Consider the following 25,810-nt stretch of genomic DNA (forward strand, 5'->3'; position numbering starts at 1 on the left):
TTAGCCGACCGGCACCTCTCGGATGCCGATCAATCGCTCTGCGACGCGGATCTGGTCCGCGATGAAGCGCTCGCGCTCGGCCGCACTGCCGCGGGCCACGCGCTTCGCGCCGTGGTGGATGATGTCGTTGAGGATGCGGACCAGGGCCGCGGGCTCGAGGCACAGGTCGACGGTGCCGGGATCGAGCGCCGCGAGGTAGGCGGTGTAGCGGCGGTGAGTGCGCCGGATCATCCGCTCCCAGATCACGGCCACGTCGTCGCGGACCGGTGCCATCGCGTCGAACAGAGCGACCAGGCCGCCGTTCGCGAACACCCCGTCGGCGTAGGCCCGCATCGTCGCGGCGATGACCTCGCGCGGGTCCGTGGTATCGATCCCCGCGAGCGACTGCGTCGCCTCGAGCTCGGCCGCGACCCGGTCCACGAGGGCCAACAGGATCTCGTCCTTGGACCGGAAGTAGGCGTAGAACGTGGGCCGCGAGGTCTGTGCGCGGGCCGCGATGAGCTCGACGGTGGTGGCCGCGTAGCCGAGGTCGTCGAAGCACTCGGCCGCCGCCCGGAGGAGTTCCTCCCGGCGGGCTCCCCCGGCGTCCTTGCGGTTGGCGCGGGCCCGCTCCTGCGATTCGCTGATCGTCACGCTCACGAGTCTGCTCGGCTCCGCTCGGACCTTCAAGGACGCCGGGGACGCGTCACGCCGATGCCGGGACGCCGGGCACGGCCTCCGGATCCTCGCGGACGGCCTTGCCGTTCGTCTCCGTGAGGAAGTACGCGCTGGCCAGCGTGACCAGGCCCATCGCCGCGAGGTACACCGAGACGAAGGTGGTCGACCGGGTCTCGGCGATGATCGCGGTCATGATGAGCGGCGCCACGCCCGAGACGCCGACGGCCGCGAGCTGGTAGGCCAGCGAGGCTCCCGAGTAGCGGATCCGCGGTTCGAACAGCTCCGCCATGAACGCGGCGAGCGGGCCGTAGGTGAGCGCCTGTCCGAAGCTCGAGACGAACATCGCGACCAGCAGCAGACCGATGTTGGTGGTCTCCGCGAGCCAGAAGAACGGGAACGCCCAGACCATGAGGACGGCGGCGCCGACGAGGATCAGCGGACGGCGCCCCACCCGGTCGGAGACCGCGCCCGCGGCCATGATCACCAGCGGCATCACGACGGAGGTCACGAGGACGCACATCAGGATGGAGTTGCTGCTCATGCCGAGGCCGCCCGCGGAGGGCTTCTTGCTGCCGTAGCTGACGAAGCCCGCGATGGAGACGTAGAAGGCGGAGTTGGTGCCGGCCAGCAGGCCCGCGCCGAGCAGGATCTTGCCCCAGTGGAAGCGGACGGCCTCGGACAGCGGCGCCGCCGCGACCGCCTCCTTGCCGGCGTTCTTCGCCGCGACCTCCTGCTGCAGGGCGAGGAACTCGGGCGAGTCCTCGATCTTGTTGTGGATGTACATCACGACGGGCACGAGCACCGCGCTGGCCCAGAACGGCACGCGCCAGCCCCAGCTGAGGAACGCGGCATCGTCGAGGATGCTGTTCATCAGGATCATCATCAGGTTGCCCATGAGCAGGCCCAGCGGGACGCCCATCTGGCCGAAGGTGCCGGCGAAGCCGCGCTTCTTCGGACCGGCGGACTCGGTCAGCAGCAGTACCACGCCGCCCCACTGGCCACCGCAGGCGAGGCCCTGTACGAATCGCAGCGTCACCAGCAGGATCGGCGCGAGCGAGCCGATCGCCGAGGCGGTCGGCAGGCAGCCGATGAGGAAGGTGGCCGCGCCCATCGCGGTGAGGCACCAGATGAGCATCGGCTTGCGGCCGATCTTGTCGCCGAAGTGGCCGGCGAGGATGCCGCCGAGCGGCCGGGCGATGAAGCCGACCGAGAACGTGGCGAAGGCCATCAGGGTGCCCATCAGCGGCGACAGGTCCGGGAAGAAGACCTTGTCGAACACGAGGGCGGCGGCGGTGCCGTAGACGAAGAAGTCGTACCACTCGATCGAGCTGCTGATCAGCCCGGCGGTGAGGAGTTTGCCGTGCGACTTCTTCACCGGCACGACCGCACCGGACTCGCTGGTCTGTGTCATGGATAACCCTTCGTGAACGTTGTGATCCCCACCACAGAGAATGCTTGACGTTGACGTTCGTGTCAACCGCTTTCGAGAAATCGCTAAGCGTTTGCTTATGCAGATGGCGTGGTGTTTCCGCGACCTGGCACCGTTCCGCCGCGATGTCCGCACCGATCACGTAGAACTGGTCCATGGCGCTCCTCGAACCCGATTTCCCCTCCGCGAACGGCCGCGACACGATCCGCGCGTGGATCTACACCCCCGTGCGCGAGCCCCGCGCGATCGTCCAGCTGATCCACGGTCTCGGCGAGCACTCCCGCCGCTACCTGCGGCTGATCACCGCGCTCCTCGACGAGGGCTTCGTGGTGGCCGCCGAGGACCACGCCGGGCACGGCGCCACCGCGATGACCTCGGGCGTGTGGGGCGACGCGGGCGTCGACGCCGGGCACGTCATGGTGGCCGACGCCCGTTCACTCGGTGCGACGGTGCGCGCACGTCACCCGGGCCTGCCGTACGTGGCCTTCGGCCACTCGATGGGCTCGATGATCGCCCGCGGTGCGGCGATCGAGTCTCCGTCGGAGATCGACGGTCTCGTCCTGTGCGGCATCGCGGCGCAGATCCCCGGTGCCGACACGGGCATCGACCGGGCGGCGCTGGCCGCGGAGCCCGACCAGGCCGGGGCCGCCCCGCTCGAGTACGTCGGAACCCTGTTCGACGGCTTCGTCTCCCGGTTCGGCGCGGGCGCGGGCCCGACGGACTGGGTGGCCCGCGACCCCGACGTGGTCCGCGACCACGCGGCGGACCCGTTCAACAACTTCGGAGCGCCGCTGTCGGTCCGCTTCCTGCGCGGCTTCATCGACCTCTACGACGCCGCGAACGGCGACGGCTTCTACGCGGCCCTGCCGTCCACGACGCCCGTCCTGATCCTCGCCGGCGACCAGGATCCGGTCGCCAACTACGGCGAGGGCGCCTACCACGTGGCGAACCGCCTCGTCGCCACGGGACATCCCGATGTGCGGACCCGCGTCTACCCCGGCGTCCGGCACGAGGTGCACAACGAGCCCGAGACGCGCGACGACGTGGCGGCCGAACTGATCGCCTTCATCGAGCGCGTCATCGCCTGAGACGCCGCGGAGCCCCGTCGTGATCGACGGGGCTCCGGGGCATGGGGCTCGGGGGTCGGGTTCTAGCGCGTGCGCAGCTCCCGCTTGAGGATCTTGCCGGTACCGCCCTTGGGCAGCTCGGCGAGGAGATGGATCTCGCGCGGGTACTTGTACGCCGCCAGGCGCTCGCGGCTGAAGTCCGTCAGCGCCTCGGCGTCGGCGCTCGCGCCCGGCCGGAGCACGACGAAGGCGACGACCTCCTCCCCCAGCCGGTCGTCGGGACGCCCCACGACGGCGGCCTCGACGACATCGGGGGGGCTGTAGAGCACCTCCTCGACCTCGCGCGGGTAGACGTTGTAGCCGCCGCGGATCACCAGGTCCTTGAGCCGGTCGACGATGAAGAAGTAGCCGTCCTCGTCGCGATAGCCCAGGTCTCCGGTGTGCAGCCAGCCGTTCCGCAACGCCTCGGCGGTCGCCTCGGGCCGCTTGTAGTAGCCCTTCATCACGTTGTGCCCGCGGACCACGATCTCGCCGACGTTGTCGGCACCGGGCGGGAGTTCCGCACCGTCGGCATCGACGGCCCGCAGCTCGACTCCCCAGATGGGCTTGCCGATGGAGAGCACCTTGCGCTGCTCCGCGCTGATGTTGAAGGTCGCCGTGGACGCGGTCTCGGAGAGCCCGTAGCCCTCCAGGATCGCCAGGCCCGGGAACTTCTCCTCGAAGGCCCGGATCACGCCGCCGGGGATCGACGCGCCGCCGGAGACGGCCGCGCGCAGACTGCTCAGATCGCGGCCCGCGGTGTCCTCGCCGAGGAGCGCGACGTACATCGTCGGGACGCCGGACAGCACTGTGACGCGACGCCGTTCGATCACGTCGACCACCGCGCCCGCCTCGAACCGCGGCACCAGCGCGACCGAACCACCCCACCGCACAGCGGCGTTGAGCACGCTGGACAGCCCGAACACGTGGAACAGCGGCAGCGCGCCGAGGGCGACGTCGTCGTCACGCATACCGAACAGTTGCGGCGCGACGGTGCAGTTCATGTAGAGCTCGAAGTGGGTCAGCTCGGCGCCCTTGGGGCGCCCCGTGGTCCCCGAGGTGTAGAGCAGGACCGCGGTGTCGTCCGAGCTCGTGGGATGGATCTCCCCGGTGTCCGGCTCCGCCAGGAGCTCGGCGAAGGGCACGGCGCCCGACGGTGTCGGTGCGCCCAGCGAGACGACCACCACGTCGCCGACCGAGGCCTCCGCGGCGCCCGCCAGCGCGGCCTCGGCGGAGAAGTCGGACGCGATGAGCAGCTTCGCGTCGCTGTCGCCCACGTGGTACGCCACCTCGCGGGCGGTGAACAAGGGGTTCAGCGGCACCATCGTCAGCCCGGCCTTGAGGAGGCCGAAGTAGACCAGCACGAACTCCGGGAGGTTCGGTAGCTGCACGGCCACCTTGTCCCCCGGCGCGAGCCCGCGCTCCAGCAGCGAGGCGGCGACCCGCCCCGACTGCTCGTCGACCTCGCGGTAGGTGATCTCGCGGTCGCCGAAGTACAGGGCCGGAGCGTCGGGCGTCGCGGAGGCCGACTCCCGCAGCATGACCGCCAGGTTGAACGACATGCGCCTACTCCCCCGCCAGCACGCGACGCGGGACGTCGACCAGCATGGTGTCGATCTGCGCCTGCGTCACGCCGCGCTCGAGCACGTACGGGAAGACGTCCTCGAAGACGTGCGTGTAGTGCCACTGGAGCATGCCCGCCTTGACGTTCGGGTCGATCCAGTCGATGTAGCAGGACGCGTCCTGCGAGAGCACGATCTTCTCGGTGTAGCCGCGGCGCACCATCTCGATGAGGGTGTCGTTGCGCGCCTCGAAGGTCGTCTCCAGGTTGATGCCGAACCGGTCGAAGCCGAGCGTGAAGCCGGCGTCGGCGAGCGCCGAGAGGTGGTCGACGTCGGTGGAATCGCCGCTGTGCCCCAGGACGATCCGCGCCGGATCCACGCCCTCCTCGTCGCACATCACCCGCTTGACGAGCAGACCGGTCTCCGAGCCGGGGTGGGTGTGCACGGTGATGGGGACGCCGGTGGCGGTGTGCGCCTTCGCCACCGCGCGCATCACCCGTTCCACCCCCTCGGTGAGGCCGTGATGGTCGATGGCGCACTTGAGCATGCCCGCCTTCACGCCCGTCTCGCCGATACCCTGCTCGATGTCGCGGACGAACATGTCCGCCATGGGATCCGGGAAGTCGACGCCCGTCATCGCCGTCAGGGCCGGGCCGCGGTACATGAAGTACCGCGGCACGTCCCGGTAGGTGTAGACGCCGGTGGCCGCGACGATCTTGACCGGCGTCCGCTCCGCGATCCGCTGGATGCGCGGGATGTAGCGGCCGAGGCCCACCACCGTCGGATCGACGATGGTGCGCACCCCGGCGTCGTACGCCTTCTGCAGCTGCGCCACCGCGTCGTCCGCGCGGGCGTCCTCGTCACCGAAGTCCTCCGGATAGTTCTGCTGGATATCCGGGGTGAGCACGAAGACGTGCTCGTGCATCAGCGTGACGCCGAGGTCGGCTGCGTCGATGTCTCCGGTGACGGTGTGGACGGCTCCCATGGTTCCTACTTTCCGACGGTGACTCGTGATGGGGCTGGGCGGGTTTCGGTCAGGCGGGCAGGTCGATCAGGCCCGCGAGCGCGGCGCGATGCCGGCCGGCGGTGCCCAGCCCGATCTGATCGGCCTTGGCGCGCTTGAGATACAGGTGCACCGGCGCCTCCCAGGTCATGCCGATGCCGCCGTGCAGTTGCACCGCCTCCTCCGCCGCACGCACGGCGAGGTCCGAGCAGTACGCGGCGGCCACGGCGACCGCGATGACGCTCTCGGGATCCTCGGGCCCCAGTTCCGCGAGCGTGACGACGGCCGAACGGGCCGCCGCGGACGCGGACTCCGCATCGGCGTACAGCTCGGCGAGCCGGTGCTTGAGCGCCTGGAAGCCGCCGACGATCCGGCCGAACTGCCTGCGTTCCTTGAGATACGCGACGGTGGTGCTCACGCACCAGCGCGCGACACCGGCCTGCTCGGCGGCGAGCAGTGCCGCACCGGTGAGCAGGCCCGCGCGGATCGCGGCGGCACCGTCGGACGTGAGGACGTCGCCCCGCGCGCCGTCGAGGACGACGTCGGCGACCTGCCGCGTCATGTCCAGGGAGGAGACGGGCTCGATGCGGGTGTCGGACGCCGGAACGGCGTACAGCGCACCGTCGGAGCCCGGGACGAGGAGGACATCGGTACCGATCACCCCGGCGACGGATCGCACGGTGCCCGACAGCGCACCGTCGACGACGGGGACCGTCGGAACCGGCCCGTGCGGGTCCACGGAGAAGGGCACGACGAGTGCTGCGGACCGCTTCCCCGACGCGAGCGTCTCGGCGAGAACGCCGGCGCCGGCGGCCAGCGCCGTCGCGGTGGCGATGCCCGCGCAGGTGAGGAAGTCCGTTGCCGCGCAGGCGGCCCCGAGCTCCTCCGCGACGACGCCGGCGACGGCCGCACCGGCCCCGGCGCCGCCCAGGTCCTCGGGCACCAGCAGGCCCGCGACGCCCATCTCGGCGAGCTCGCCGTCGATCCCGGGGGCCGGGGTCCCGTCGTAGGCCGCGATGAGATCCGACGGTGCCGTGCGCCGCCCGAGGAGGTCGCGCACCGCCGCCCGCAGGTCGTCCTCGACGTCGGTGTTCAACAACTGCGGTGTGAAGCTCACTTGGGCACGTCCTTCCACGGCAGGTCCTTGTCGACCCGGTGCTCCGGCGGCAGGCCCAGCACGCGCTCCGCCACGATGTTCTTGAGGATCTCGGAGGTCCCGCCCTCGATCGAGTTGCCCTTGGCACGCAGATAGCGGTACCCCGCGTCGCGGCCGTAGAAGTCGACCCGGTCGGGGCGGACCATCGTCCAATCCGCGTACCGCAGGCCGTCCTCGGCGAGCAGCTCCAGTTCGAGCCCCGACAGCTTCTGGTTGAGCCGCGCGAAGGACAGCTTCATCGCCGCGCCCTCCGGCCCGGGTTGCCCGGACGCGAGCTTCTGCCCCAGCCGCTGCGCCGTGACGCGAGCGACCTCGCTGTCCACCCACAGGCGGAGCAGGTCGTCGTGCAGGTCGGGCGTGCGCAGCTCAGGACGCTCGCGCCAGGTCCTCGCGACGACGCCGATCATGCCGTCCTCGCGCTGCGCGGCGCGGCCGCCGATCGCGACCCGCTCGTTGTTGAGCGTGGCGTTCGCGACCTGCCAGCCCTGACCCACCGCACCGAGGCGATGGACGTCCGGGATCCGCACGCCCTCGAGGAAGACCTCGTTGAACTCGGCCTCGCCGGTGATCTGCCGCAGCGGCCGCACGTCGATGCCCGGGTCGGACATGTCGCACAGGAAGTACGTCAGGCCCTTGTGCTTCGGCAGGTCGGGATCGGTGCGGGCGACCAGGATCGCCCACTGCGCGTTGTGCGCGCCCGAGGTCCAGACCTTCTGGCCCGTGACCACCCAATCGTCGCCGTCGCGGACCGCGCGGGTCGCGAGGCCCGCGAGGTCGGAACCGGCGCCGGGCTCGCTGAAGAGCTGGCACCAGATCTCCTCGCCCGTCCAGAGCGGGCGCAGGAAGCGGTCGATCTGCTCTGACGTGCCGAAGGACAGGATCGTGGGCGCGGCCATGCCGAGACCGATCCCGTTGACGTGACTGCGGTTGTCGGGCGCGCCGGCGGCGGCGAACCGCGCGTCGACCGCCTGCTGCAGGGCCCGCGAGAGCCCCAGTCCGCCACGGCCTTCCGGGTACGCGACCCACGCGAGACCGGCGTCGTACCGGGCCCGCAGGAACTCCAGCGGGTCGGTCTCGGCCGGCGGATGCGCGGCGAGGAACTCGTCGACCCGCCCGGCGAGCTCCTCCGGACCCGGCACCGTCACCGCTGTGCCCGGGCCGCCGCGCGCTTCTTCAGCTCCGCGCGCGCGAGGGAGTTCTTGTGCACCTCGTCCGGCCCGTCGGCGAACCGGAGGGTGCGGATGCCGGCGTAGTACTCGGCGAGCGGGAAGTCCTGCGACAGGCCGCCGGCGCCGTGCGCCTGGATGGCCTTGTCCAGGATCCACTGCACGGTCTGCGGCGTCGCGATCTTGATCGCCTGGATCTCCGTGTGGGCGCCGCGGTTGCCCACGGTGTCCATCAGCCACGCGGTCTTGAGGACGAGCAGGCGCAGCTGCTCGATCCGCACGCGGGACTCGGCGATCCAATCGCGGATCACGCCCTGCTCCGAGAGCGGCTTGCCGAAGGCGGTGCGCTCCGAGACCCGGTCGCACATCGCCTCGACCGCGCGCTCCGCCACGCCGATCGAGCGCATGCAGTGGTGGATGCGGCCGGGCCCGAGGCGGGCCTGCGCGATGGCGAAGCCGTCACCCTCCTCGCCGATCAGGTTGCTCGCGGGCACGCGCACGTCGGTGAACCGCAGCTCGGCGTGGCCCCCGTGGCTGTGGTCGTCGTAGCCGAAGACGTGCATGCCGCGCAGCACCTCGAGGCCAGGGGTGTCCCGCGGCACGAGGATCTGCGACTGCTGACGGTGGCGCTCGGCGTCGGGGGCGGTCTTGCCCATGACGATGAAGATCTTGCAGTTCGGGTTCATCGCGCCCGTGATCCACCACTTGCGGCCGTTGATGACGTAGTCGTCGCCGTCGCGGACGATGGACAGGCCGATGTTGGTGGCGTCGGAGCTCGCGACGTCGGGCTCGGTCATCGCGAAGGCGGAGCGGATGTCCCCGTTCAGGAGCGGCTTCAGCCATTGCTCCTTCTGCTCCGCGGTGCCGAACTCGTTGAGCACCTCCATGTTCCCCGTATCCGGCGCGGCGCAGTTGAACACGGCGGGCGCGAGGTGCAGGCTGCGGCCGGTGATCTCGGCGAGCGGCGCGTACTGCAGGTTGGTCAGGCCCGCTCCGTTCTCGCCGGGCAGGAAGAAGTTCCAGAAACCCCGGCTGCGGGCCTCGGCGCGCAGCTCGGCGAGCACCGGGGCGCTGTCCCACGCCCAGCGGTCGTCCAGCTCTTCCAGCTCGCGGTGGAAGGTCTCCTCCGCCGGGTAGACGTGGCTGTCCATGAAGTCGTCGACCCGCCCGATCAGCTCGGTGGTCTTGGCGTCGTACGCGAATTCCATTGTCAGTTCTCCTTGAGTGCGGCGAGTCCGGCGTCGAGCAGCGGGTCCACTGCCTGCCCGGCCTCGGCGAAGCCTGCGCCCACGGTCTGGCCGTTGACGTAGCGGTAGTGGATGCCCTCGACGATGCCCGCGAGCTTGAAGCTCGCGAGGGCGATGTAGAAGCCGAGGTCGCCGAGGTCGCGGCTGGACCCGGCGGCGTAGCGGTCGATGATCTGCTGCTCGCTGAGGAAGCCCGGGGCCTCCGAGACATCGCTGACGGTGCCCGCCGAGATCTTCGCGAGCCGGCCGTAGACCAGCATCAGGGCGAGGTCGGTGAGCGAGTCGCCGATGGTCGCGAGCTCCCAGTCGACCACGGCGCCGGGCTCGTCCTGCGGGGTCACCAACACGTTGTCGAGCCGGTAGTCGCCGTGCACGATGCCGGGGGCGGCGTCCGCGGGGACCCGCGCCTCCAGCGCAGCGAACAGCTCGTCGACCTTGGGCAGGTCGCGGGTGTGCGCTGCGGCGAACTGCTTGCGCCACCGCTGGACCTGCCGGCCGAGGAAGCCCTCAGGGCGGCCGTAGTCGGCGAGGCCGACGCTCGCGGGGTCGACGTGGTGCAGCTCGATCAAGGTGTCGACGAGCCGCTCGGAGATCGCGCGGGTGCGGTCGGCGCCCAGCGCCTCGAGCTCGGACGCTCGCCGGTAGGGCACGCCGTCGATCTCGCTCATGAGGTAGAACGGAGCCCCGAGCACCTCGGGATCGTCGCAGAAGGCATACATCACGGGCACGGGCACGGCGGTACCGCCGAGCGCCGACATCATGCGGTACTCGCGACCCATGTCGTGTGCCGTGGCCAGTAGCTTGCCGACCGGCGGGCGGCGCAGGATCCAGGAGGAGGCACCGTCGGAAACGCGGTAGGTGAGATTGGACTTGCCACCCGCGATGAGGACCGCCGTCAGATCCGAGCCCGCGCCCTGCACGTGCTGCGGAAGCCAGGTGCCGAGGACGTCGAGGTCGAGGCCCGGGTGCTGCTCGGTCATCAGAACACCACCACGGAGACGATCTCGCCGACGCACGCCGGTCGCTCGCCTCCCTCGATCTCGATGGTCACCTTCGCGATCACCTGCTGGCCGCCGCCGCCCGGCGTGACGGACAGCAGCTCGACGCCGGCGCGCACGCGCGAGCCCACGGGGACCGGGGCGGGGAAGCGAACCTTGTTGCTGCCGTAGTTCACCCCCATCTTCGTGCCCTCGACGGTGTAGATCTGCCACGTCAGCATGGGGATCAGCGAGAGGGTGAGGTAGCCGTGGGCGATGGTCGTGCCGAACGGTCCGGCCTTCGCCTTCTCCGGGTCGACGTGGATCCACTGGTGATCGCCGGTCGCCTCGGCGAACATGTCGATGCGTTTCTGGTCGATCTCGACCCAGTCGCTGTAGCCGAGGTGCTCGCCGACGGCCGCCTGCAGCTCCTCGAGTCCGTTGAGTACCCGCATGATGGTGTGCCCCTAGTCCTTCGGTCCGCCGGCGACGTAGACCACCTGGCCGGAGACGAAGCCGGCACCCTCGCTCGCGAAGAAGCTGGCGGTGTGGGCGATGTCGGCGGGCAGGCCGACGCGCTGCACCGGGATCTCCTTGGCCGCAGCGGTCTTGAAGTCCTCGAACGAGACGCCCATGCGCTCCGCGGTGGCGGCGGTCATGTCCGTGGCGATGAAGCCCGGGGCGATCGCGTTGGCGGTGACGCCGAACCGGCCCAGCTCGAGGGCGAGGGTCTTCGTCAGGCCCTGCATGCCGGCCTTCGCGGCCGAGTAGTTGGCCTGGCCGCGGTTGCCGAGCGCCGAGGTCGACGACAGGTTGACGATGCGGCCCCAGCCCTCCTTGGTCTGGTACTTCTGCACCTCGCGCGACATCAGGAAGGCGCCGCGCAGGTGCACGCCCATCACCGAATCCCAGTCGGAGACGGTCATCTTGAAGATCAGGTTGTCGCGGATGATGCCGGCGTTGTTGATCAGGATCGTGGGCGGCCCCAGCTCCTCGGCGACGCGGGTGACCGCGGTGGTCACCTTCTCCTCGTCGGAGACGTCGACGCCCACGCCGATCGCCCGGCCGCCGGCGGCGGTGATCCGGTCAGCGACCTCCTGGCAGGCGGCCTCGTCGAGGTCGAGGACGGCGACGGCGTGGCCGTCGGAGGCGAGGCGGGCGGCGACCTCGGCGCCGATGCCGCGAGCGGCTCCGGTCACGATGGCGATGCGCTGGGTCATGAGAACTCCTTCTGTGGGGACGTGCGGCGGGCGAGCGCGGGGACGAGGTCGGCCAGCGCGGCCCGGGTGGTGTCGGGATCGGTGTGGTGCACGGCGCGGATGCCGAGGGCGGCGGCACCGTCGACGTTGGGCGTCGCGTCGTCGATGAACGCCGCGCGCTCCGGCTGGACGCCGAGGCGCTCCAGCGCGAGGGTGAAGATCGCGGGGTCGGGCTTGCGCAGCCCCACCTCCTCCGAGATGATCACCGGCGCGAACAGCGCGGCGAGACGCTCACGGGGATAGAGGTTCCCGCCGCCCCAGCTGTTGGAGACGATGGCGACGGGCACGCCCGCGGCGCGCAGGTCCTCCGCGAGCTCCCACATCGCCGGGTCCTCCTGGATCCGCGCGAACATCCGCCGCAGCACGCCCTCGGGGTGCACCGGCGCGCCGGAGGTCGTGCGCAGCGCGGCGGCGAACTCCGCGTCGAACGCGGCCTCGGGGAGTTCCCCGGTCTCAAGCCGGTGGATCGGGCTGCCCGCGGCGGCGTCGCGGCCGAGCCACGACTTGAGCGTGGCGGTGAAGCTCGCGGGGTCGATGCCCTCGTCCGCGATCCACGCCTCGATGCTGTGGCGCATCGGCTCGGTGAGGACGCCGCCGTAGTCGAACAGCACGGCATCGACCTCGCGGCCCGCGGCGGCGTCGACCTCGCGGCCCGCCGCGCCCGACGGTGCCGTCACCGGTCCGCCTGGTAGACGACGCGGCCCACGGTGGTGCCGTCGGCGAGGCGTTGGAGGCCGTCCGGGACCGCGTCGAACGAAAGCCGCTCGCTCACCAACGGATTGACGAGGCCCTTGTCCGCGAGCGCGGTCAGCTCCGCGTGGCACTGCTGGATGGCGGCGGGGTCGTACGCGTTGTACAGGCCCCAGTGCAGGCCCACGATCGAGTAGTTCTTGATGAGGGCGTGGTTGAGCGCGGCCTCCTGGATGGTGCCGCCGGCGAAACCGATGATGAGGATCCGGCCCTCGAAGGCGACGCACTTGGTGGAGCGCTGGTAGGTGTCGCCGCCGACCGGGTCGTAGATCACGTCGGCGCCGCGGCCGCCGGTCTCGGCCTTGACCACCTCGACGAAGTCCTGGGTGTGCCGGTCGATCACGACGTCGGCGCCCAGCGTGCGGGCCACCTCCGCCTTCGCCTCACCGCCGACGACGCCGATGACCTTCGCGCCGGCCGCCTTGCCGAGTTGGATCGCGGCGCTGCCGACGCCACCGGCCGCCGCGTGCACCAGCAGCGTCTCACCGGACTGCAGGTGCGCCCGGCGGTGCAGGCCGAACCAGCCGGTCTGGTAGCCGATGAACAGCGAGGACGCCTGCGCGTCGTCGAGCGACGCCGGGGCCGCGAAGGTCTGCGCGGCGTTCAACACCGCGTACTCCGCGAATCCGCCGGCGGGGAGCGCCGCGCCGCCGAGCACGCGGTCACCCACGGCGAAGCCGTCGACGCCCTCGCCGAGCGCCGTGATCTCACCGCACAGCTCGACGCCCGGTGTGAACGGGAGGTCCGGCTTGACCTGGTAGAGGCCGCGGCACATGAGCACGTCGGGGAAGTTCGCCGCGGTCGCGAGGGTGCGCACCACGACCTGGCCCGCGGCGGGCTCGGGCGTCGGGATATCGACCTCGCGCAGCACCGCGAGCGGCTCGCCCAGTTCGGGGACCTGCCATGCCCTCATCGCGTGCTCTCCTTCTCTTCCAGCCGCTGCTGGAGCTTGTTCATTCCGTGCAGCCACTTGTCGGTGGCACCCGCACGGGTCGCGTAATAGCCCGCCACCTCGGGGTGCGGGAGGATCAGGAACTCGTCGCCGGCGAGCGCGTCGACGGCCTGCGTCGCGACCTGCTCGGGGGTGAGTGCCGTGTCACGGCTCAGGAGTTCCTCGAGGTCGCCGGACTGTTCGAGCATCCGGGTCTGCACGCCCTGCGGGCAGATCGCCTGGACCACGACGCCCCGATGCCGGTAGGTCACCGACAGCCACTCTGCGAACGCGACCGCGGCGTGCTTGGTCACCGAGTAGGCGGGCGCACCGATCATCGTGAGCAGGCCCGCCGCCGAGGCGGTGACGACGAACCGACCACCGCCGTTGGCAGCCCACTCGGGGACCAGCAGCCGCGCGGCTCGCACGTGCGCCATGACATTGACCTGCAGCGAGATGTCCCAGTCGGATTCGGGGGCCTCGAGGCCACGGCCCCGGTCGACACCGGCGTTGGCGTACCAGGCGTCGATCGTGCCGAGCTCGCGGCGAGCGACCTCGACGAGCGCGGTCACGCCCTCCTCGGAGGCCGCGTCGCCCGGCGCGGCGACCGCGGTGCCGCCCGCAGCGGTGATCTCGGCGACGACGCGAGCGGCACCGTCGGCGTCGAGATCGGAGACGACGACGCGGGCCCCACGGGCACCCAGTTCCCGGGCCAGCGCCGCGCCGATGCCGTTACCGGCCCCGGTGACGACGACGCCGCGGCCGTTCGGATCGAAGGCGGGCACGGCTAGACCCCGCCGGTGAGCAGGACGCCGCCGTCGACGGTGAGCGTCTGGCCGGTCATCCAGGCCGCATCGTCGGACAGCAGGAACGCGACGACCGAGCCGATGTCGTCCGGAACGCCGAGCCGCTTGAGCGGGTAGGCCGCGGAGACCTGCTCCTCGCGACCCTCGTAGAGCGCGGTGGCGAAGCGGGTCTTCACGACGGCCGGCGCGACCGCGTTGACGCGGATGTTCGGGCCGAGCTCGACGGCGAGCTCCTCGGTGAGGTGGATGACGGCGGCCTTGGTGACGCCGTAGAAGGCGATGCCGGGCGCGGGGCGCAGTCCGGCGACCGAGCCGACGTTGACGATCGCACCGCCGTGCTCCTTCTGCCAGGCGGCGTGGACCTTCTTGGTCCAGGACAGGGTGGAGAGCACATTGACCTCGAAGATCTTGCGCGCCGCGTCGGTGTCCAGGTCCATCAGCGGGCCGTACACCGGGTTGATGCCGGTGTTGTTGACGAAGAAGTCGGCGCTGCCGAAGGTCTCGATCGCGGTGGCGATCGCCTGGTCCTGGTGCTCCGCGTCGTCGCCCGAGCCCGCCACGGCCACCGCGACCTCGGGTCCGCCCAGTTCCGCGACGGCGGCGTCGAGCGCCTCCTGCTTGCGGGCCGTGATGACGACCTTCGCACCGTCGGCCACCAGCCGCTGGGCGATGGCCAGGCCGATGCCCCGGCTGGCTCCCGTGACGATCGCGGTCTTCCCGGCGAATCGGGTCATGCTGCACACCTTCCGTTCAAACTGACTAAGCGCTCGCTTATTTTGTAGCTTAGGACACACCTCGCGCGGAGACGACCCCTCCGGAGCACGCAGCCCTGTGACTCTTCTCACACAGTACTGAACACGCTCGCCGCAGGCCCCCGGAAACGACGGAGCGGCCCGCGCGAAGGCGCGGGCCGCTCCGGGGCGATTCAGCAGTGGATCAGCTGAGCCGTTCGATGATCATCGCCATGCCCTGGCCGCCGCCGACGCACATCGTCTCGAGGCCGAACTGCTTGTCGTGCCACTGCAGCGAGTTGATGAGCGTGCTGGTGATCCGCGCGCCCGTCATACCGAAGGGGTGGCCGATCGCGATGGCGCCGCCGTTGACGTTCACCTTGTCGGCGTCGATGCCGAGGTCGCGGACCGACGGGATCACCTGTGCCGCGAAGGCCTCGTTGACCTCCATGAGGTCGATGTCGCCGATGGACAGACCCGCGCGCTGCAGCGCCTGCTTCGATGCCTCGACGGGGCCCAGCCCCATGATCTCGGGCGAGAGGCCCGTGACGCCGGTGGAGACGATGCGCGCGAGCGGCGTGAGGCCGAGCGCCTTGGCCTTGGTGTCCGACATGATCACGACCGCGGCGGCCCCGTCGTTGAGCGGGCAGCAGTTGCCGGCCGTGACGGTGCCGTCCGGGCGGAAGACCGGCTTGAGCCCCGCGATGCCCTCGTAGGTGACGCCCGCACGCGGACCGTCGTCCTTGCTGACGACGGTGCCGTCGGCGAGGGTGACCGGGGTGATGTCCTTGGCCCAGAAGCCCGAGGCGATGGCGGCCTCAGCGCGGTTCTGGCTGCGCACGCCCCACTCGTCCTGATCCTGCCGGCTGACGTTCTTGAACTGCGCGACGTTCTCCGCGGTCTGGCCCATGGCGATGTAGACATCGGGCAGGAGGCCGTTCTCACGCGGGTCGACCCAGGTCTGGCCACCCGCCGCGAAGGTCGCGGTACGCGCCTCGGCGTCCGCGAACAGGGCGTTCTTGGTGTCCGGCAGGCCGTCGGCGTTGCCCTTGATGTAGCGGCTCACGGTCTCGACGCCGCCCGAGAGGAACACGTCACCCTCGCCGGCCTTGATGGCGTGGAAGGCCATCCGGGTGGTCTGCAGGCTCGAGCTGCAGTACCGGTTGACGGTGACGCCGGGCAGGTGATCGAGCCCGGCCTCGACGGCGACCACGCGGGCGATGTTGAAGCCCGACTCACCCGCCGGCTGGCCGCAGCCGAACATCAGGTCGTCGATGTCGCGCGGGTCCAGCTCCGGAACCTTGGCCAGCGCGGCACGCACCATCTGGACGGACAGGTCGTCCGGTCGAACGTCCTTCAGGGAGCCCTTCGCGGCGCGGCCGATGGGCGACCGCGCGGTGGAGACGATGACGGCTTCGGGCATGTGAGACCTCCGAGTTCGAACCATAAGTAACTAAGCGCTCGCTTAGCGGTGTACCATCCACTCTGCACCACTGCGTCGCGAGCGTCAATCCGCCCGTCGCTGTGGTCCCGTTCACAATAGGCAGACCGCCGCGCGGTGGCACACCCGGAAGGGAAGACGATGACCGAACCCGACGCACCGTCCCGCGCGGACGCCACCCGCGCCCGCCTCCTGGCAGCCGCCGCAGCCGCCTTCGCCGAACGTGGATTCCACGGCACCACCACCCGCGACATCGCCGCCGCGGCCGGCATGAGCCCCGCCGCGGTGTACGTGCACTACAAGTCCAAAGAGCAGCTGCTGCACCAACTCTCGAAGGTGGGCCACCAGCGGATCATCGACGCGATCGACGCCGTCGACGACGCCGCGGACGCCCCCGCCGACCGGCTGGCCCGCGCCGTCCGCGCGTTCGCCAGCCACCACGCGACGGCGCACACCAGCGTGCGGGTGGTCAACTACGAGCTCGACGCCCTCACCGAGGAGCACCGCGCCGAGATCGGCGCTCTGCGCCGCGAGATCACCCGGCGCATGCGCGCGATCGTCGACGCCGGCGTGGCCGACGGCTCGTTCGACACCCCCGATCCGCGAATGGCGACGATCGCCGTCCTGTCCAGCGGCATCGACATCGGCCGCTGGTACCACGACGGCGGCGAGATCACCCCGGAGCGGATCGGCGACTTCTACGCCGACCTGGCCCTGCGCACCGTCGGTGCGACCACACTGGACACACAGCAGTAGAACCGAAGGAGAACACCATGCTGCGCACCATCTACACCGAGGACCACGAGGCGTTCCGCGACACGCTGCGCTCGTTCATCGAGGCGGAGGTCGTTCCCCACTACGACGAGTGGTACGCGAACGGGATCGTGCCGAAGGAGTTCTACCGCAAGCTCGGCGAACTGGGCGTGTTCGGCATCGAGGTGCCCGAGGAGTTCGGCGGCGCCGGCGAGCACACCTTCAAGTACGAGGCGATCATCGCCGAGGAGTGCGCCCGGGCGGGCGTCTCCTTCGGCGGCAGCGGCGTGCACGTGAACCTGTGCCTGCCCTACCTGATGAAGTACTGCACCCAGGAACAGAAGGAGCGTTGGCTGCCCGGCTTCGTCGAGGGCACCAACATGTTCGCCATCGCCATGACGGAGCCGGGCACCGGCTCGGACCTGGCCGGCATGAAGAGCACCGCCAAGCTCTCCGAGGACGGCACGCACTACGTGCTCAACGGTTCCAAGACCTTCATCACCGGCGGCGTCAACGCCGACCGCGTGATCGTGTGCGCGCGCACCTCCCCCGCCACCGCGGAGGACCGCCGCTACGGCATCTCCCTGTTCGTGGTCGACACCACGCTCCCCGGCTACGAGGTCGGCCGCAAGCTCGACAAGCTGGGCCTGAAGGTCTCGGACACGGCGGAGCTGTCGTTCACCGACGTCGAGGTGCCCGTGGAGGACCTGCTCGGCGAGGAGAACAAGGGCTTCGGCTACCTCGGACAGAACCTGCCCCAGGAGCGCCTGTCGATCGCCAACGGCGCGTACGCCCAGGCCAAGGCCGCGATCGCCTTCGCCCAGGACTACACGCAGCAGCGCAACATCTTCGGTAAGCCGGTGGCCTCGTTCCAGAACACCAAGTTCGAGCTCGCGGCGTGCAAGGCGAAGCTCGACGCGATGGAGTCCAGCGTGGACCGCGGCATCGAGCTGCACGACGCCGGCAAGCTCACCGCCGCCGACGCCGCCTCGCTCAAGCTGTTCTGCACGGAGGCCGCGTCCGACATCATCGACCGCTGCCTGCAGCTGCACGGCGGCTACGGCTACATGAACGAGTACCCGATCGCCCGCCTCTACGCCGACAACCGCGTCAACCGCATCTACGGCGGCACCTCCGAGGTGATGAAGACGATCATCGCCAAGGACATGGGGCTGTAACGACCGCCCTGCACGGCGGTGCTTGACTGAGCGCATGGACCTGCTGATCGGCCTGGTCGCGGTCGTGCTCTTCGGGGCCGCGGTGTGGAACGTGCGGCGTGCCGGGCCGGGCTCCGAGCGCATGCTCGGTACCGCCCGGTACGCGCGCGCGTGGGTGCGGGCGAGCCCCGTCGCCGCCCTGATGTGGCTGGTCGTGATGGCCAACACCGTGATGCTGCTCGGGCTGCCGCGGAGCCTCGGCGAGCAGGTCCTCGCGGCCCACAGCACCAATCTCGACCAGTTCGGCTCCCACCCGCTGCAGTCCCTGGTCACGTCCGCGCTGTGGATCGACCCCGTCGACATCCCGTTCGTCACGCTGATGACCGTGCTGGTGCTCGGCCCCGCCGAGCGGTGGCTGGGCCACGTGGGGATGCCCGCCGTCTACTTCGCCGGCAGCGCGACCGCCTCGCTGATCTCGGTGCTGTCCGCGAACCGGCTTCTCGCGCACGGGATCATCACCGACGACCTCGACGTGCAGGGCATGATCGACGTGGGTGTGAGCTACGGCAGCCTGTGCCTCGCCGGGCTGATGGTCTACCGGATCACCTCGTGGCGCCGGCGGATCGGCGCGATGATCACTCTACCGATCCTGGTCGCTCTGAGCATGCCGATGTTCGGCCTGTACTCCACCCTCGGGCACCAGCGCGCCGTCCTTCTGGGCTACCTCCTCTACCCCGTCACCCGGGTCCCGTCGATCCGCCGCCGCGCCGCGAACTGGACCTGGCGGTTCCGGGTCACCACACCCTGACGCGGTCCTTCGGGTCGAGCCATTCGCCGTCGCCGGCCTTCACGCCGAAGGTGTCGGCGAAGGATCCGACATTCTTGACCACCTGGTTCGCCCGGAACTCGTTGGGCGCGTGTGGATCCGTGGCCAGCGACTGAATCGCCGCGGCCTGCCGGGCCTTGTTGCGCCAGATCCGTCCCCAGCTCAGGAACAGGGGCGTCAGGTCCGGGCCGGACGCCGGTGTCGCGCCGCCCGACGGTGCCGCGCTCGCCCCCGCACTCGCCGACGGTGCGATGCTCGCCCGGCCCGCCCCCTCGGTCCCGGCGTCGCGGTTGGCGACGGCGATCCGGTAGGCGGCCACGGCGATCGACAGGCCGCCGAGGTCGGCGAGGTTCTCCCCCACCGTGAGTCCGCCGTTGACCTTGTTCTCCGGCGGGAGGCCCGCCGGCACGAGCGCGTCGTACTGGGCGATGAGTGCCTTCGTCCGCTTCTCGAACTCGGTCCGGTCGGCCGGCTCCCACCAGTCCTTGAGGTTGCCGTCACCGTCGTACTTGGCTCCCTGATCGTCGAAGGCATGACCGATCTCGTGCCCGATCACCGCGCCGATACCGCCGTAGTTGACCGCGGACTGCGCATCCGGGGAGAAGAACGGCGACTGCAGGATCGCCGCCGGGAAGACGATCTCGTTCATGCCGGGGTTGTAATAGGCGTTGACCGTCTGCGGTGTCATCAGCCACTCGCCCTTGTCCACCGGCTTGGCCAGCTTCGCGAGCTGGTAGGCGTTGTCGAACTCGCCGGACGCGCGGACGTTGTCGACGATCGACCTCGAATCCGTCTTCAAATCCGAATAGTCGCGCCACTGGTCCGGGTAGCCGATCTTGGTGCGGATCTTCTCGAGCTTCGCCGCCGCCGCCCGGCGAGTGGCCGGCGTCATCCAGTCGAGGTCCTCGAAGCTCGCGCGGTAGGCGCTGCGCAGGTTGTTCACCAGCTGCTCGGCCTGCTTCTTCGCGTCGGCGGGGAAGTGCTTCTTGACGTACAGCTCCCCCAGCGCCTCACCGAGGGCGCCCTCGACCACCGCCACGCCGCGCTTCCACCGATCGCGCTGCTGCTCCACCCCGCTCAGTGCCTTCGAGTAGAACTCGAAGTTGGCGGTCACGATCGGCGCCGCGAGGTACGCGGCGTAGGCCCGCACCACCTGAATCCGGGCGTGGTCCTTGAGGGTGTTCAGGTCGGTGTCCGCCCACAGCTTGGCCGCCGAGGTGAGGAAGCTCGGCTGCGCCACGACGATGTTCTTCACGTCGTCGGCCTTGATCCCCACGGCCTTCTGCCAGCGGTTCCAGTCGTAGCCGGGCGCCAACTTGCCCAGTTCCGACCACGGGTACGGGTTGTAGGTGTTGGTGGCGTCGCGCGAGCGCACCCGGTCCCAGTGGCCCTTCGCGACGGAGGTCTCGAACGCGAGCACCCGCGCGGCGACGGCGGGCGGGTCCGACAGGCCCGCGAGCGAGGCGACCTTCTCGAGGTAGGCGCGGTACTTGTCGCGCACCTCCGCGTACTTGGCGTCGCGGTAGTACGCCTCGTCGGGCAGCCCGATGCCGGACTGCACCAGGTTGAGCACGTACTTCGAGGAGTCCTTCTGATCGGTGTCGACGTAGTAGCCGACGAGCCCGCTCACGCCCTGCTTCTGGTGCGCGCCGGTCACGTCCAGCAGCGCGTCCTTGTCGGCCGCCTTGTCGATCGCCTCGAGGTCCGGTTTGATCGGGTCGGCGCCCGCGGCATCGATCCGTGCGGTGTCCATGAACGAGTCGTAGACGTCGCGGATCTTCGCCTCGGAGCTGCGCGTGCGCGGATCCTTGATGCTCTCGATGATGGTCTTGAGCTGGTCGAGGGCCCGGTCGGACAGGTCGGTGAAGGTGTTGAACGAGGCCTTGTCCGCCGGGATCGTGAAGCCCTCGTACCACGCGCCGTTGACGTGCCGGAACAGGTCGTCCTGCGGCCGCACGCCCGGGGCGACGCCCGAGAGGTCCGGGCCGCTCAGGGGGCGCGGCGGGGCCGCGGAGGTCGACGGTCCGCCGCCCGGCGCGGTGACGCCGCAGGCGGCGAGCACGCCGGCGCCCGCCAGCACTCCGAACCCGGCGAGGAAGCGCCGGCGGTCGAAGCCGGGCCGGCCGAACGGATCCCGGTCCGTGCGATGCGGGTGGGCGTGATCGGTGGCATCGTCGCTACGCATACCCGAATCTAACCCGATCCCCCGCCAGGATGTGCGACGGACTAACTACCCGATCCGGTTTCGGCCGCCTGCGGACGTGCGTCCCGCGAGGTCACGACGATGGCGATCACGACGAGCGCGATCCCGATCGCCTCGATCCAGCCCGGGCGCTGGCCCAGCATCACCGCGCCGACGCCGGTCGCGGTGACCGGCAGGAGCGCGAGCAGCAGCGCGAACCGCGCTCGGCCGACCCGTCCCAGCACCACCTGGTCCAGCACGTACGGGACCACCGAGCTGAGCAGGCCGAGGCCCAGCCCCAGGACCCACACCTCCCAGTGCAGGAAGGATCCGGCGCGACTCACCAGGTCGGGGGCCAGGCCGGGCACGGCCAGCACGACCGCACCGGCCGCCAGCCCCACGCCGAGCCCCTCGATGCCGCCGCCGGCGTCGGCGACGCGCTTGCCGATCACGATGTACCCGGCCCACAGGGCCGCCGCGAGCAGCGCGAATCCGACGCCGACGGCACCGTCGGCCCCGGACACCGCACCGATGTTCACTCCCGCCACGCACACCACCCCGACCAGCGCCGCCGCGGCGGCGAGCAGGTCGACGGCGCGCCGCGACCCCGCGACCGCGACGGTGATCGGCCCGAGGAACTCGATCGCGACCGCGGTGCCGAGGTCGATGTGCGCGATCGCCTCGTAGAAGGCCATGTTCATGAGCACCGTCACGGTGCCGAACAGGGCGGCGACGCGCAGCCGCGCGGCGGACCAGTCCCAGCGGCGGGGTCGCAGCGCCACCAGCAGGATCAGGCCCGCCCCCGCGCCGCGCAACCACGCCACCGCGACGGGTGAGAGCGTCTCGAACAGGCCGACGCCGAGCGATGCGCCCACGTACTGGCTGATCGCCCCGATCACGAACATCGCGGGGATCATCAGCGGCGTCACGTCGCCCAGCCTAAGGGCCCGCTCAATCGGTTTTGTTCACCCTCCGAGAACATGCCGCCCACCTCCCGGATGCGGTGGAACAAATCGGTACCCTCGAACGTATAAAGAGATGTAAGAACGGTTCACCTAGGAACGGAGGAATCATGACGAACACTGTCACTTCAGAGGCCCCCGCGGGCGACGCCTTCGCTCCCCTCACCGCGTCCGATCGCTGCGATCGCTGCGCGGCGGCCGCCCAGGTCCGAGCGGTTCTCCCCTCGGGCTTCGAGCTGCTCTTCTGCGGCCACCACTTCACCGAGCACAGGGCGAAGCTCGACGCGCAGGGCGCGACCGTCGTGGGCGAGCCGCTCACCGTGTAGTCACCGACCCCGGCCGACGGCGCCGCGCATCCGCCCTACTTCCGGATGCGCGGCGCCGTCGTCGTTCCGGGGTCACTTCCAGGTGCGCAGTGCCGCGATGCGCTCACGGAGCTGATCGGCCGAGGCCATCGCGGTCACCGGGCCGCCCAGCCTGCTGCGCAGCTCGTTGTGCACCACGCCGTGCGGCTTGCCGGTGCGGTGGTGGTGCATCGCGACCAGCGAATTGAGCTCACGGCGCAGCGCCGAGAGCTGCGCGCCGGCGGTGGCGCGCTCCTCGACCTCGGGCGGCGGCGCGGGCCTGTCCTCGACCGCCGACCGACCGCCGACCTGTTCCTTCTGCCGCTGCTGCAGCAGTGCGCGCATCTGCTCCGCGTCGAGCAGGCCCGGGAGGCCCAGGTAGTCGGCCTCCTCCTCGCTGCCGGCGAAGGTCGCGGTGCCGTAGGAGGATCCGTCGTAGATGAGCTGGTCCAGCTCGGCGTCGGCGTGCAGCGAGATGAACGCCTTCTCCTCCTCGCCCGGCTCGTCCTTCTGCTTGTTGGCGTCGATGAGCAGCGCGTCCTCGAGACCGTCGGACTCCCGGTGCGGCTTGCCGAGCACGTGGTCGCGCTGTTCCTCCAGCTTCGCGGCGAGGTCGAGCAGGACGGGCACCGAGGGCAGGAAGACGCTCGCCGTCTCGCCGGGTACGCGCAGTCGCACGAAGCGCCCGATGGCCTGCGCGAAGAACAGCGGTGTCGACGCGCTCGTCGCGTACACGCCGACGGCGAGCCGCGGGACGTCGACGCCCTCGGACACCATGCGCACGGCGACCATCCACTTGTCGGTGCCCTCGGAGAAGGCCGAGATCCGCTTCGACGCCGTCGGATCGTCCGAGAGCACCACGGTGACCTTCTCGCCGCTGATCTCCTCGAGGAGTTCCGCGTAGTCGCGCGCGGTGGACTGGTCGGTGGCGATCACGAGGCCGCCCGCGTCGGGCATCGCCCGACGGAGCTGATCGAGCCGGGTGTTCGCGGCCTGCAGCACCGCGGGGATCCAGTCGCCGTGCGGGTCGAGCGCCGTCCGCCAGGCGCGCCCGGTCTGTTCCTTGCTGAGCGGCTCGCCGAGGCGGGCCGTGAACTCCTCGCCGGCGCTGGTGCGCCAGCTGGCCTGGCCCGAGTAGGCCAGGAAGACGACGGGGCGCACGACACCGTCGGCGAGCGCGTCCGAGTAGCCGTAGACGTGGTCGGCCTTGGAGCGCTGGCCGCCGCCGAACTCCGGCTCGTAGGTCACGAACGGGATCGGGTTGTCGTCGCTGCGGAACGGGGTACCCGTCAGCGCGAGCCGCCGCGTGGCGCCCTCGAAGGCCTCGCGCACACCCTCGCCCCAGCTCTTGGCGTCGCCCGCGTGGTGGATCTCGTCGAGGATGACCAGGGTTTTGTAGGCCGTGGTGCGCGCATGGTGCTTGTACGGGTGCATGCCGACCTGGGCGTAGGTGATCACGACCCCGTCGAAATCCGACGACGTGCTGCCGCCCGAGTTGGTGAAGTTCGGGTCGAGGTTGATGCCGCTGCGCGCCGCGGCCTCGGCCCACTGGTACTTCAGGTGCTCCGTGGGCGCGACCACCGTGACGCGCTCGACGGTGCGGTCGGCGAGCAGCTCGGAGGCCACCCGCAGCGCGAAGGTCGTCTTACCGGCACCCGGCGTCGCCACGGCGAGGAAGTCCTGCGGCCTCGCGGTCAGGTACTTCGTGAGCGCTCGGCGCTGCCAGACACGAAGTGAAACCGCCATCGAGAAACGCACCCCTAAACCGCGAAGAGAAGGCCCGCCCGGCAGGTGTTGCGAGCGCGGGCGGGTCGATCGTGAACCCTGAAGGAGTCTACTCGCAACACGCGCCGATCCCGGTTCCGGCGTGATCGGCCCCGGTGCGGAAGACTGGACCTCGATGGACGACGCAGAGGGACCGGCTCCGGGCCGGCAGCAGGGTCCCGCGAAGGACGCGGGGCCGGTCGATCCGGGTCCGCACACGCGTGACCTGGACCGGCCCCGGCGCGCCCCGCTGCACCTGCGCGCATGGGCCGTGGTGCGGGACATGCCCGCCGTGCTGTGGCGCACCGTCGTCAAGTCCTGGGACGATTCGATCGTCGGACACAGCGCCCAGGCCGCCTTCTGGACCACCCTCTCACTGGCGCCGCTGCTGCTGGCGCTGATGGGCCTCATCGGCTATGTCGCGAACTGGTTCGGCCCGGACACCATCGGCGTGATCCACGACCGGATCATCTCCTTCGGCCTGCGGGTGTTCACCCCCAACGTGGTCGACGAGATCATCCGCCCCATGGTCGACGGGGTGCTCCAACAGGGCCGCGGCGATGTCGCGTCCGTCGGCTTCATCCTGGCCCTGTGGGCCGGGTCGTCCGCGCTGTCCTCGTACGTCGACTCGATCAACATGGCCCACGACCAGCACACCGTCCGCAATCCCGTCTTCCAGCGGCTGTTCGCCCTGCTGCTCTACGTCGAGTTCCTGGTGATCGCGGTGTTCACGCTGCCGCTGGTGGCGCTGGGGCCGACCTTCATCGTCAAGTACATCCCCGCGTCGTGGCACCCGGCCGTCGGGCAGCTCATCGACTTCGGATACCTGCCCTTCGTCGTGCTGATGCTGGTCGGCGGGCTGGCCCTGCTCTATCGGCAGGCCCTGCCGCGGCCGTTGCCCTGGTACCGGCACCTGCCGGGCGCCGCCCTCGCCGCGCTGATCTTCCTCGTCGCGTCGACCGGGCTGCGGGTGTACCTGTCGTTCATCGCGTCCGGACGGGGCATCTCCTACGGAGCGCTCGCGACGCCGATCGCGTTCTTGCTGTTCACGTTCTTCCTCGGCTTCGCCGTGATGGTGGGCGCCGAGTTCAACGCCGCCCTCCAGACCCGCTGGCCCGCCCGCGAGATCCGCACCGACCAACTGCGCGACTGGGTGGTCGAGCAGATCAAGGAGGTCGGCATCCCCGACCCCGGGAAGGCGGCGTCCGAGGGACTGCGCCGCGCCACCGACCCGATCCGTCGACGGCAGCGCCCCGAACCCGCACCCGAGCAGCCCGCACCGCCGCCTCGGCCCGCTGCGCCGGCGCCCGCACCCCGGGTCGGGCCCCGCTGACCTACTTCTTCATGCGGTCGTAGATCTTCTTGCATTCAGGGCACACGGGCGAGCCTGGCTTCGCCGACTTCGTGACCGGAAAGGTCTCGCCGCACAGGGCCACGACGTAATTGCCCATCACCGCCGACTCCGCGATCTTGTTCTTCCGCACGTAGTGGAAGAACTTGGGTGCGTCGTCGTCGTTGCCGGTGTCGGCGTCGACATCGACGTCCGGCTTCTCCAGGGTCTTCGTGCTCATGACTTTCATTCTGCCAGGCGCAGTGGGACG

Annotated in this window: 25 protein-coding genes; 6 read left to right on the forward strand and 19 right to left on the reverse strand. The window is 70.4% G+C overall.

Translation table 11 applies throughout. The features are described from left to right. The gene (locus tag AXK60_RS16625; protein WP_231855587.1) at positions 1–633 is read right to left on the reverse strand and encodes a TetR/AcrR family transcriptional regulator; all 633 of its coding nucleotides are present in this window, start codon (positions 631–633) and stop codon (positions 1–3) included. A gap of 52 nt (positions 634–685) precedes the next feature. After that, positions 686–2,068, reverse strand: a complete 1,383-nt coding sequence (locus AXK60_RS16630; RefSeq protein ID WP_068572701.1) for an MFS transporter — start codon at positions 2,066–2,068, stop codon at positions 686–688. 173 nt (positions 2,069–2,241) lie between these two features. Between AXK60_RS16630 and AXK60_RS16635 the strand changes: the two genes are divergently transcribed. Continuing rightward, on the forward strand, positions 2,242–3,174 hold the full coding sequence (locus tag AXK60_RS16635) for an alpha/beta fold hydrolase (RefSeq protein ID WP_068572702.1): 933 nt from the start codon (positions 2,242–2,244) through the stop codon (positions 3,172–3,174). A 62-nt stretch (positions 3,175–3,236) separates the two neighbouring features. Here the strand turns inward: AXK60_RS16635 and AXK60_RS16640 are convergent, their stop codons facing one another. The 13 genes from AXK60_RS16640 to AXK60_RS16700 form a co-directional block, all read right to left on the reverse strand. Continuing rightward, on the reverse strand, positions 3,237–4,754 hold the full coding sequence (locus AXK60_RS16640) for a long-chain-fatty-acid--CoA ligase (RefSeq protein WP_068572704.1): 1,518 nt from the start codon (positions 4,752–4,754) through the stop codon (positions 3,237–3,239). Positions 4,755–4,758: 4 nt separating this feature from the next. Next, positions 4,759–5,739, reverse strand: coding sequence for a phosphotriesterase family protein (locus tag AXK60_RS16645; protein ID WP_068572706.1), 981 nt, complete (start codon positions 5,737–5,739; stop codon positions 4,759–4,761). Between the two features lie 49 nt (positions 5,740–5,788). Then, a complete protein-coding gene (locus AXK60_RS16650; protein ID WP_068572708.1) occupies positions 5,789–6,874 on the reverse strand; it encodes an acyl-CoA dehydrogenase family protein in 1,086 nt (361 codons plus the stop codon). Beyond that, positions 6,871–8,058, reverse strand: coding sequence for an acyl-CoA dehydrogenase family protein (locus AXK60_RS16655; RefSeq protein WP_068572710.1), 1,188 nt, complete (start codon positions 8,056–8,058; stop codon positions 6,871–6,873). Before AXK60_RS16655 ends, AXK60_RS16650 begins: the two co-directional genes overlap by 4 nt. Then, positions 8,055–9,287, reverse strand: a complete 1,233-nt coding sequence (locus AXK60_RS16660; RefSeq protein ID WP_068572712.1) for an acyl-CoA dehydrogenase family protein — start codon at positions 9,285–9,287, stop codon at positions 8,055–8,057. The genes AXK60_RS16655 and AXK60_RS16660 overlap by 4 nt, the downstream gene beginning before the upstream one ends. Before the next feature lie 2 nt (positions 9,288–9,289). After that, positions 9,290–10,306, reverse strand: a complete 1,017-nt coding sequence (locus AXK60_RS16665) for a phosphotransferase family protein (RefSeq protein ID WP_068572714.1) — start codon at positions 10,304–10,306, stop codon at positions 9,290–9,292. Further along, positions 10,306–10,758, reverse strand: coding sequence for a MaoC family dehydratase (locus tag AXK60_RS16670; protein ID WP_068572716.1), 453 nt, complete (start codon positions 10,756–10,758; stop codon positions 10,306–10,308). The genes AXK60_RS16665 and AXK60_RS16670 overlap by 1 nt, the downstream gene beginning before the upstream one ends. A gap of 12 nt (positions 10,759–10,770) precedes the next feature. Further along, entirely contained in the window at positions 10,771–11,523 is a 753-nt protein-coding gene (locus AXK60_RS16675; RefSeq protein WP_068572718.1) for an SDR family oxidoreductase, read from the reverse strand. Beyond that, positions 11,520–12,239, reverse strand: coding sequence for an HAD family hydrolase (locus AXK60_RS16680; RefSeq protein ID WP_068572720.1), 720 nt, complete (start codon positions 12,237–12,239; stop codon positions 11,520–11,522). The genes AXK60_RS16675 and AXK60_RS16680 overlap by 4 nt, the downstream gene beginning before the upstream one ends. Next, a complete protein-coding gene (locus AXK60_RS16685) occupies positions 12,236–13,225 on the reverse strand; it encodes an NADPH:quinone oxidoreductase family protein (protein ID WP_068572722.1) in 990 nt (329 codons plus the stop codon). The genes AXK60_RS16680 and AXK60_RS16685 overlap by 4 nt, the downstream gene beginning before the upstream one ends. Beyond that, on the reverse strand, positions 13,222–14,028 hold the full coding sequence (locus AXK60_RS16690) for an SDR family NAD(P)-dependent oxidoreductase (RefSeq protein ID WP_068572724.1): 807 nt from the start codon (positions 14,026–14,028) through the stop codon (positions 13,222–13,224). The genes AXK60_RS16685 and AXK60_RS16690 overlap by 4 nt, the downstream gene beginning before the upstream one ends. A 2-nt stretch (positions 14,029–14,030) precedes the next feature. After that, entirely contained in the window at positions 14,031–14,783 is a 753-nt protein-coding gene (locus AXK60_RS16695) for an SDR family oxidoreductase (RefSeq protein ID WP_068572726.1), read from the reverse strand. A 202-nt stretch (positions 14,784–14,985) separates the two neighbouring features. Beyond that, complete coding sequence (locus AXK60_RS16700) at positions 14,986–16,203, reverse strand: acetyl-CoA C-acetyltransferase (protein ID WP_068572728.1); 1,218 nt, start codon at positions 16,201–16,203, stop codon at positions 14,986–14,988. A gap of 159 nt (positions 16,204–16,362) precedes the next feature. On the opposite strand from AXK60_RS16700, the gene AXK60_RS16705 reads away from it, so the two are divergent. From AXK60_RS16705 to AXK60_RS16715, 3 genes are read left to right on the forward strand one after another with little or no spacing between them, the layout of a single operon-like run. Next, complete coding sequence (locus tag AXK60_RS16705; RefSeq protein WP_068572730.1) at positions 16,363–16,977, forward strand: TetR/AcrR family transcriptional regulator; 615 nt, start codon at positions 16,363–16,365, stop codon at positions 16,975–16,977. 17 nt (positions 16,978–16,994) lie between these two features. Then, positions 16,995–18,152 (forward strand): acyl-CoA dehydrogenase family protein, encoded by a 1,158-nt coding sequence (locus tag AXK60_RS16710; RefSeq protein WP_068572733.1) that lies wholly within the window; start codon positions 16,995–16,997, stop codon positions 18,150–18,152. Positions 18,153–18,186: 34 nt separating this feature from the next. Beyond that, a complete protein-coding gene (locus tag AXK60_RS16715) occupies positions 18,187–18,939 on the forward strand; it encodes a rhomboid-like protein (protein WP_068572735.1) in 753 nt (250 codons plus the stop codon). On the opposite strand, the gene AXK60_RS16720 is transcribed toward AXK60_RS16715, so the two are convergent. Further along, positions 18,926–21,142 (reverse strand): M13 family metallopeptidase, encoded by a 2,217-nt coding sequence (locus tag AXK60_RS16720; RefSeq protein WP_244881121.1) that lies wholly within the window; start codon positions 21,140–21,142, stop codon positions 18,926–18,928. The two genes, AXK60_RS16715 and AXK60_RS16720, sit on opposite strands and share 14 nt — an antisense overlap. Positions 21,143–21,183: 41 nt before the next feature. Beyond that, entirely contained in the window at positions 21,184–22,068 is an 885-nt protein-coding gene (locus tag AXK60_RS16725) for an EamA family transporter (RefSeq protein WP_244881122.1), read from the reverse strand. A gap of 143 nt (positions 22,069–22,211) precedes the next feature. On the opposite strand from AXK60_RS16725, the gene AXK60_RS16730 reads away from it, so the two are divergent. Beyond that, positions 22,212–22,427: a DUF7455 domain-containing protein gene (locus AXK60_RS16730; protein ID WP_068572737.1), complete on the forward strand. Its 216-nt coding sequence runs from the start codon at positions 22,212–22,214 to the stop codon at positions 22,425–22,427. A 72-nt stretch (positions 22,428–22,499) separates the two neighbouring features. On the opposite strand, the gene AXK60_RS16735 is transcribed toward AXK60_RS16730, so the two are convergent. Then, the gene (locus tag AXK60_RS16735; RefSeq protein WP_068572739.1) at positions 22,500–24,191 is read right to left on the reverse strand and encodes a DEAD/DEAH box helicase; all 1,692 of its coding nucleotides are present in this window, start codon (positions 24,189–24,191) and stop codon (positions 22,500–22,502) included. A 154-nt stretch (positions 24,192–24,345) separates the two neighbouring features. Between AXK60_RS16735 and AXK60_RS16740 the strand changes: the two genes are divergently transcribed. Beyond that, a complete protein-coding gene (locus AXK60_RS16740; RefSeq protein ID WP_068572902.1) occupies positions 24,346–25,542 on the forward strand; it encodes a YihY/virulence factor BrkB family protein in 1,197 nt (398 codons plus the stop codon). Position 25,543: 1 nt separating this feature from the next. Here the strand turns inward: AXK60_RS16740 and AXK60_RS16745 are convergent, their stop codons facing one another. Next, positions 25,544–25,780 (reverse strand): DUF3039 domain-containing protein, encoded by a 237-nt coding sequence (locus AXK60_RS16745; protein WP_068572741.1) that lies wholly within the window; start codon positions 25,778–25,780, stop codon positions 25,544–25,546. Positions 25,781–25,810: the final 30 nt, after the last annotated feature.

The sequence above is a fragment of the Tsukamurella pseudospumae genome (assembly GCF_001575195.1).
GTDB lineage: Bacteria > Actinomycetota > Actinomycetes > Mycobacteriales > Mycobacteriaceae > Tsukamurella > Tsukamurella pseudospumae.

What these genes read in the sequence shown, in the direction of transcription:
- AXK60_RS16660 (WP_068572712.1), bottom strand. Translation starts at nt 9,287, where the DNA reads ATGGAATTCGCGTACGACGCCAAGACCACCGAGCTGATCGGGCGGGTC.
- AXK60_RS16630 (WP_068572701.1), bottom strand. Translation starts at nt 2,068, where the DNA reads ATGACACAGACCAGCGAGTCCGGTGCGGTCGTGCCGGTGAAGAAGTCG.
- AXK60_RS16710 (WP_068572733.1), top strand. Translation starts at nt 16,995, where the DNA reads ATGCTGCGCACCATCTACACCGAGGACCACGAGGCGTTCCGCGACACG.
- AXK60_RS16740 (WP_068572902.1), top strand. Translation starts at nt 24,346, where the DNA reads ATGGACGACGCAGAGGGACCGGCTCCGGGCCGGCAGCAGGGTCCCGCG.
- AXK60_RS16670 (WP_068572716.1), bottom strand. Translation starts at nt 10,758, where the DNA reads ATGCGGGTACTCAACGGACTCGAGGAGCTGCAGGCGGCCGTCGGCGAG.
- AXK60_RS16730 (WP_068572737.1), top strand. Translation starts at nt 22,212, where the DNA reads ATGACGAACACTGTCACTTCAGAGGCCCCCGCGGGCGACGCCTTCGCT.
- AXK60_RS16640 (WP_068572704.1), bottom strand. Translation starts at nt 4,754, where the DNA reads ATGTCGTTCAACCTGGCGGTCATGCTGCGGGAGTCGGCCTCCGCGACG.
- AXK60_RS16665 (WP_068572714.1), bottom strand. Translation starts at nt 10,306, where the DNA reads ATGACCGAGCAGCACCCGGGCCTCGACCTCGACGTCCTCGGCACCTGG.
- AXK60_RS16720 (WP_244881121.1), bottom strand. Translation starts at nt 21,142, where the DNA reads ATGCGTAGCGACGATGCCACCGATCACGCCCACCCGCATCGCACGGAC.
- AXK60_RS16705 (WP_068572730.1), top strand. Translation starts at nt 16,363, where the DNA reads ATGACCGAACCCGACGCACCGTCCCGCGCGGACGCCACCCGCGCCCGC.
- AXK60_RS16735 (WP_068572739.1), bottom strand. Translation starts at nt 24,191, where the DNA reads ATGGCGGTTTCACTTCGTGTCTGGCAGCGCCGAGCGCTCACGAAGTAC.
- AXK60_RS16645 (WP_068572706.1), bottom strand. Translation starts at nt 5,739, where the DNA reads ATGGGAGCCGTCCACACCGTCACCGGAGACATCGACGCAGCCGACCTC.
- AXK60_RS16695 (WP_068572726.1), bottom strand. Translation starts at nt 14,783, where the DNA reads ATGACCCGATTCGCCGGGAAGACCGCGATCGTCACGGGAGCCAGCCGG.
- AXK60_RS16675 (WP_068572718.1), bottom strand. Translation starts at nt 11,523, where the DNA reads ATGACCCAGCGCATCGCCATCGTGACCGGAGCCGCTCGCGGCATCGGC.
- AXK60_RS16685 (WP_068572722.1), bottom strand. Translation starts at nt 13,225, where the DNA reads ATGAGGGCATGGCAGGTCCCCGAACTGGGCGAGCCGCTCGCGGTGCTG.
- AXK60_RS16635 (WP_068572702.1), top strand. Translation starts at nt 2,242, where the DNA reads ATGGCGCTCCTCGAACCCGATTTCCCCTCCGCGAACGGCCGCGACACG.
- AXK60_RS16700 (WP_068572728.1), bottom strand. Translation starts at nt 16,203, where the DNA reads ATGCCCGAAGCCGTCATCGTCTCCACCGCGCGGTCGCCCATCGGCCGC.
- AXK60_RS16715 (WP_068572735.1), top strand. Translation starts at nt 18,187, where the DNA reads ATGGACCTGCTGATCGGCCTGGTCGCGGTCGTGCTCTTCGGGGCCGCG.
- AXK60_RS16745 (WP_068572741.1), bottom strand. Translation starts at nt 25,780, where the DNA reads ATGAGCACGAAGACCCTGGAGAAGCCGGACGTCGATGTCGACGCCGAC.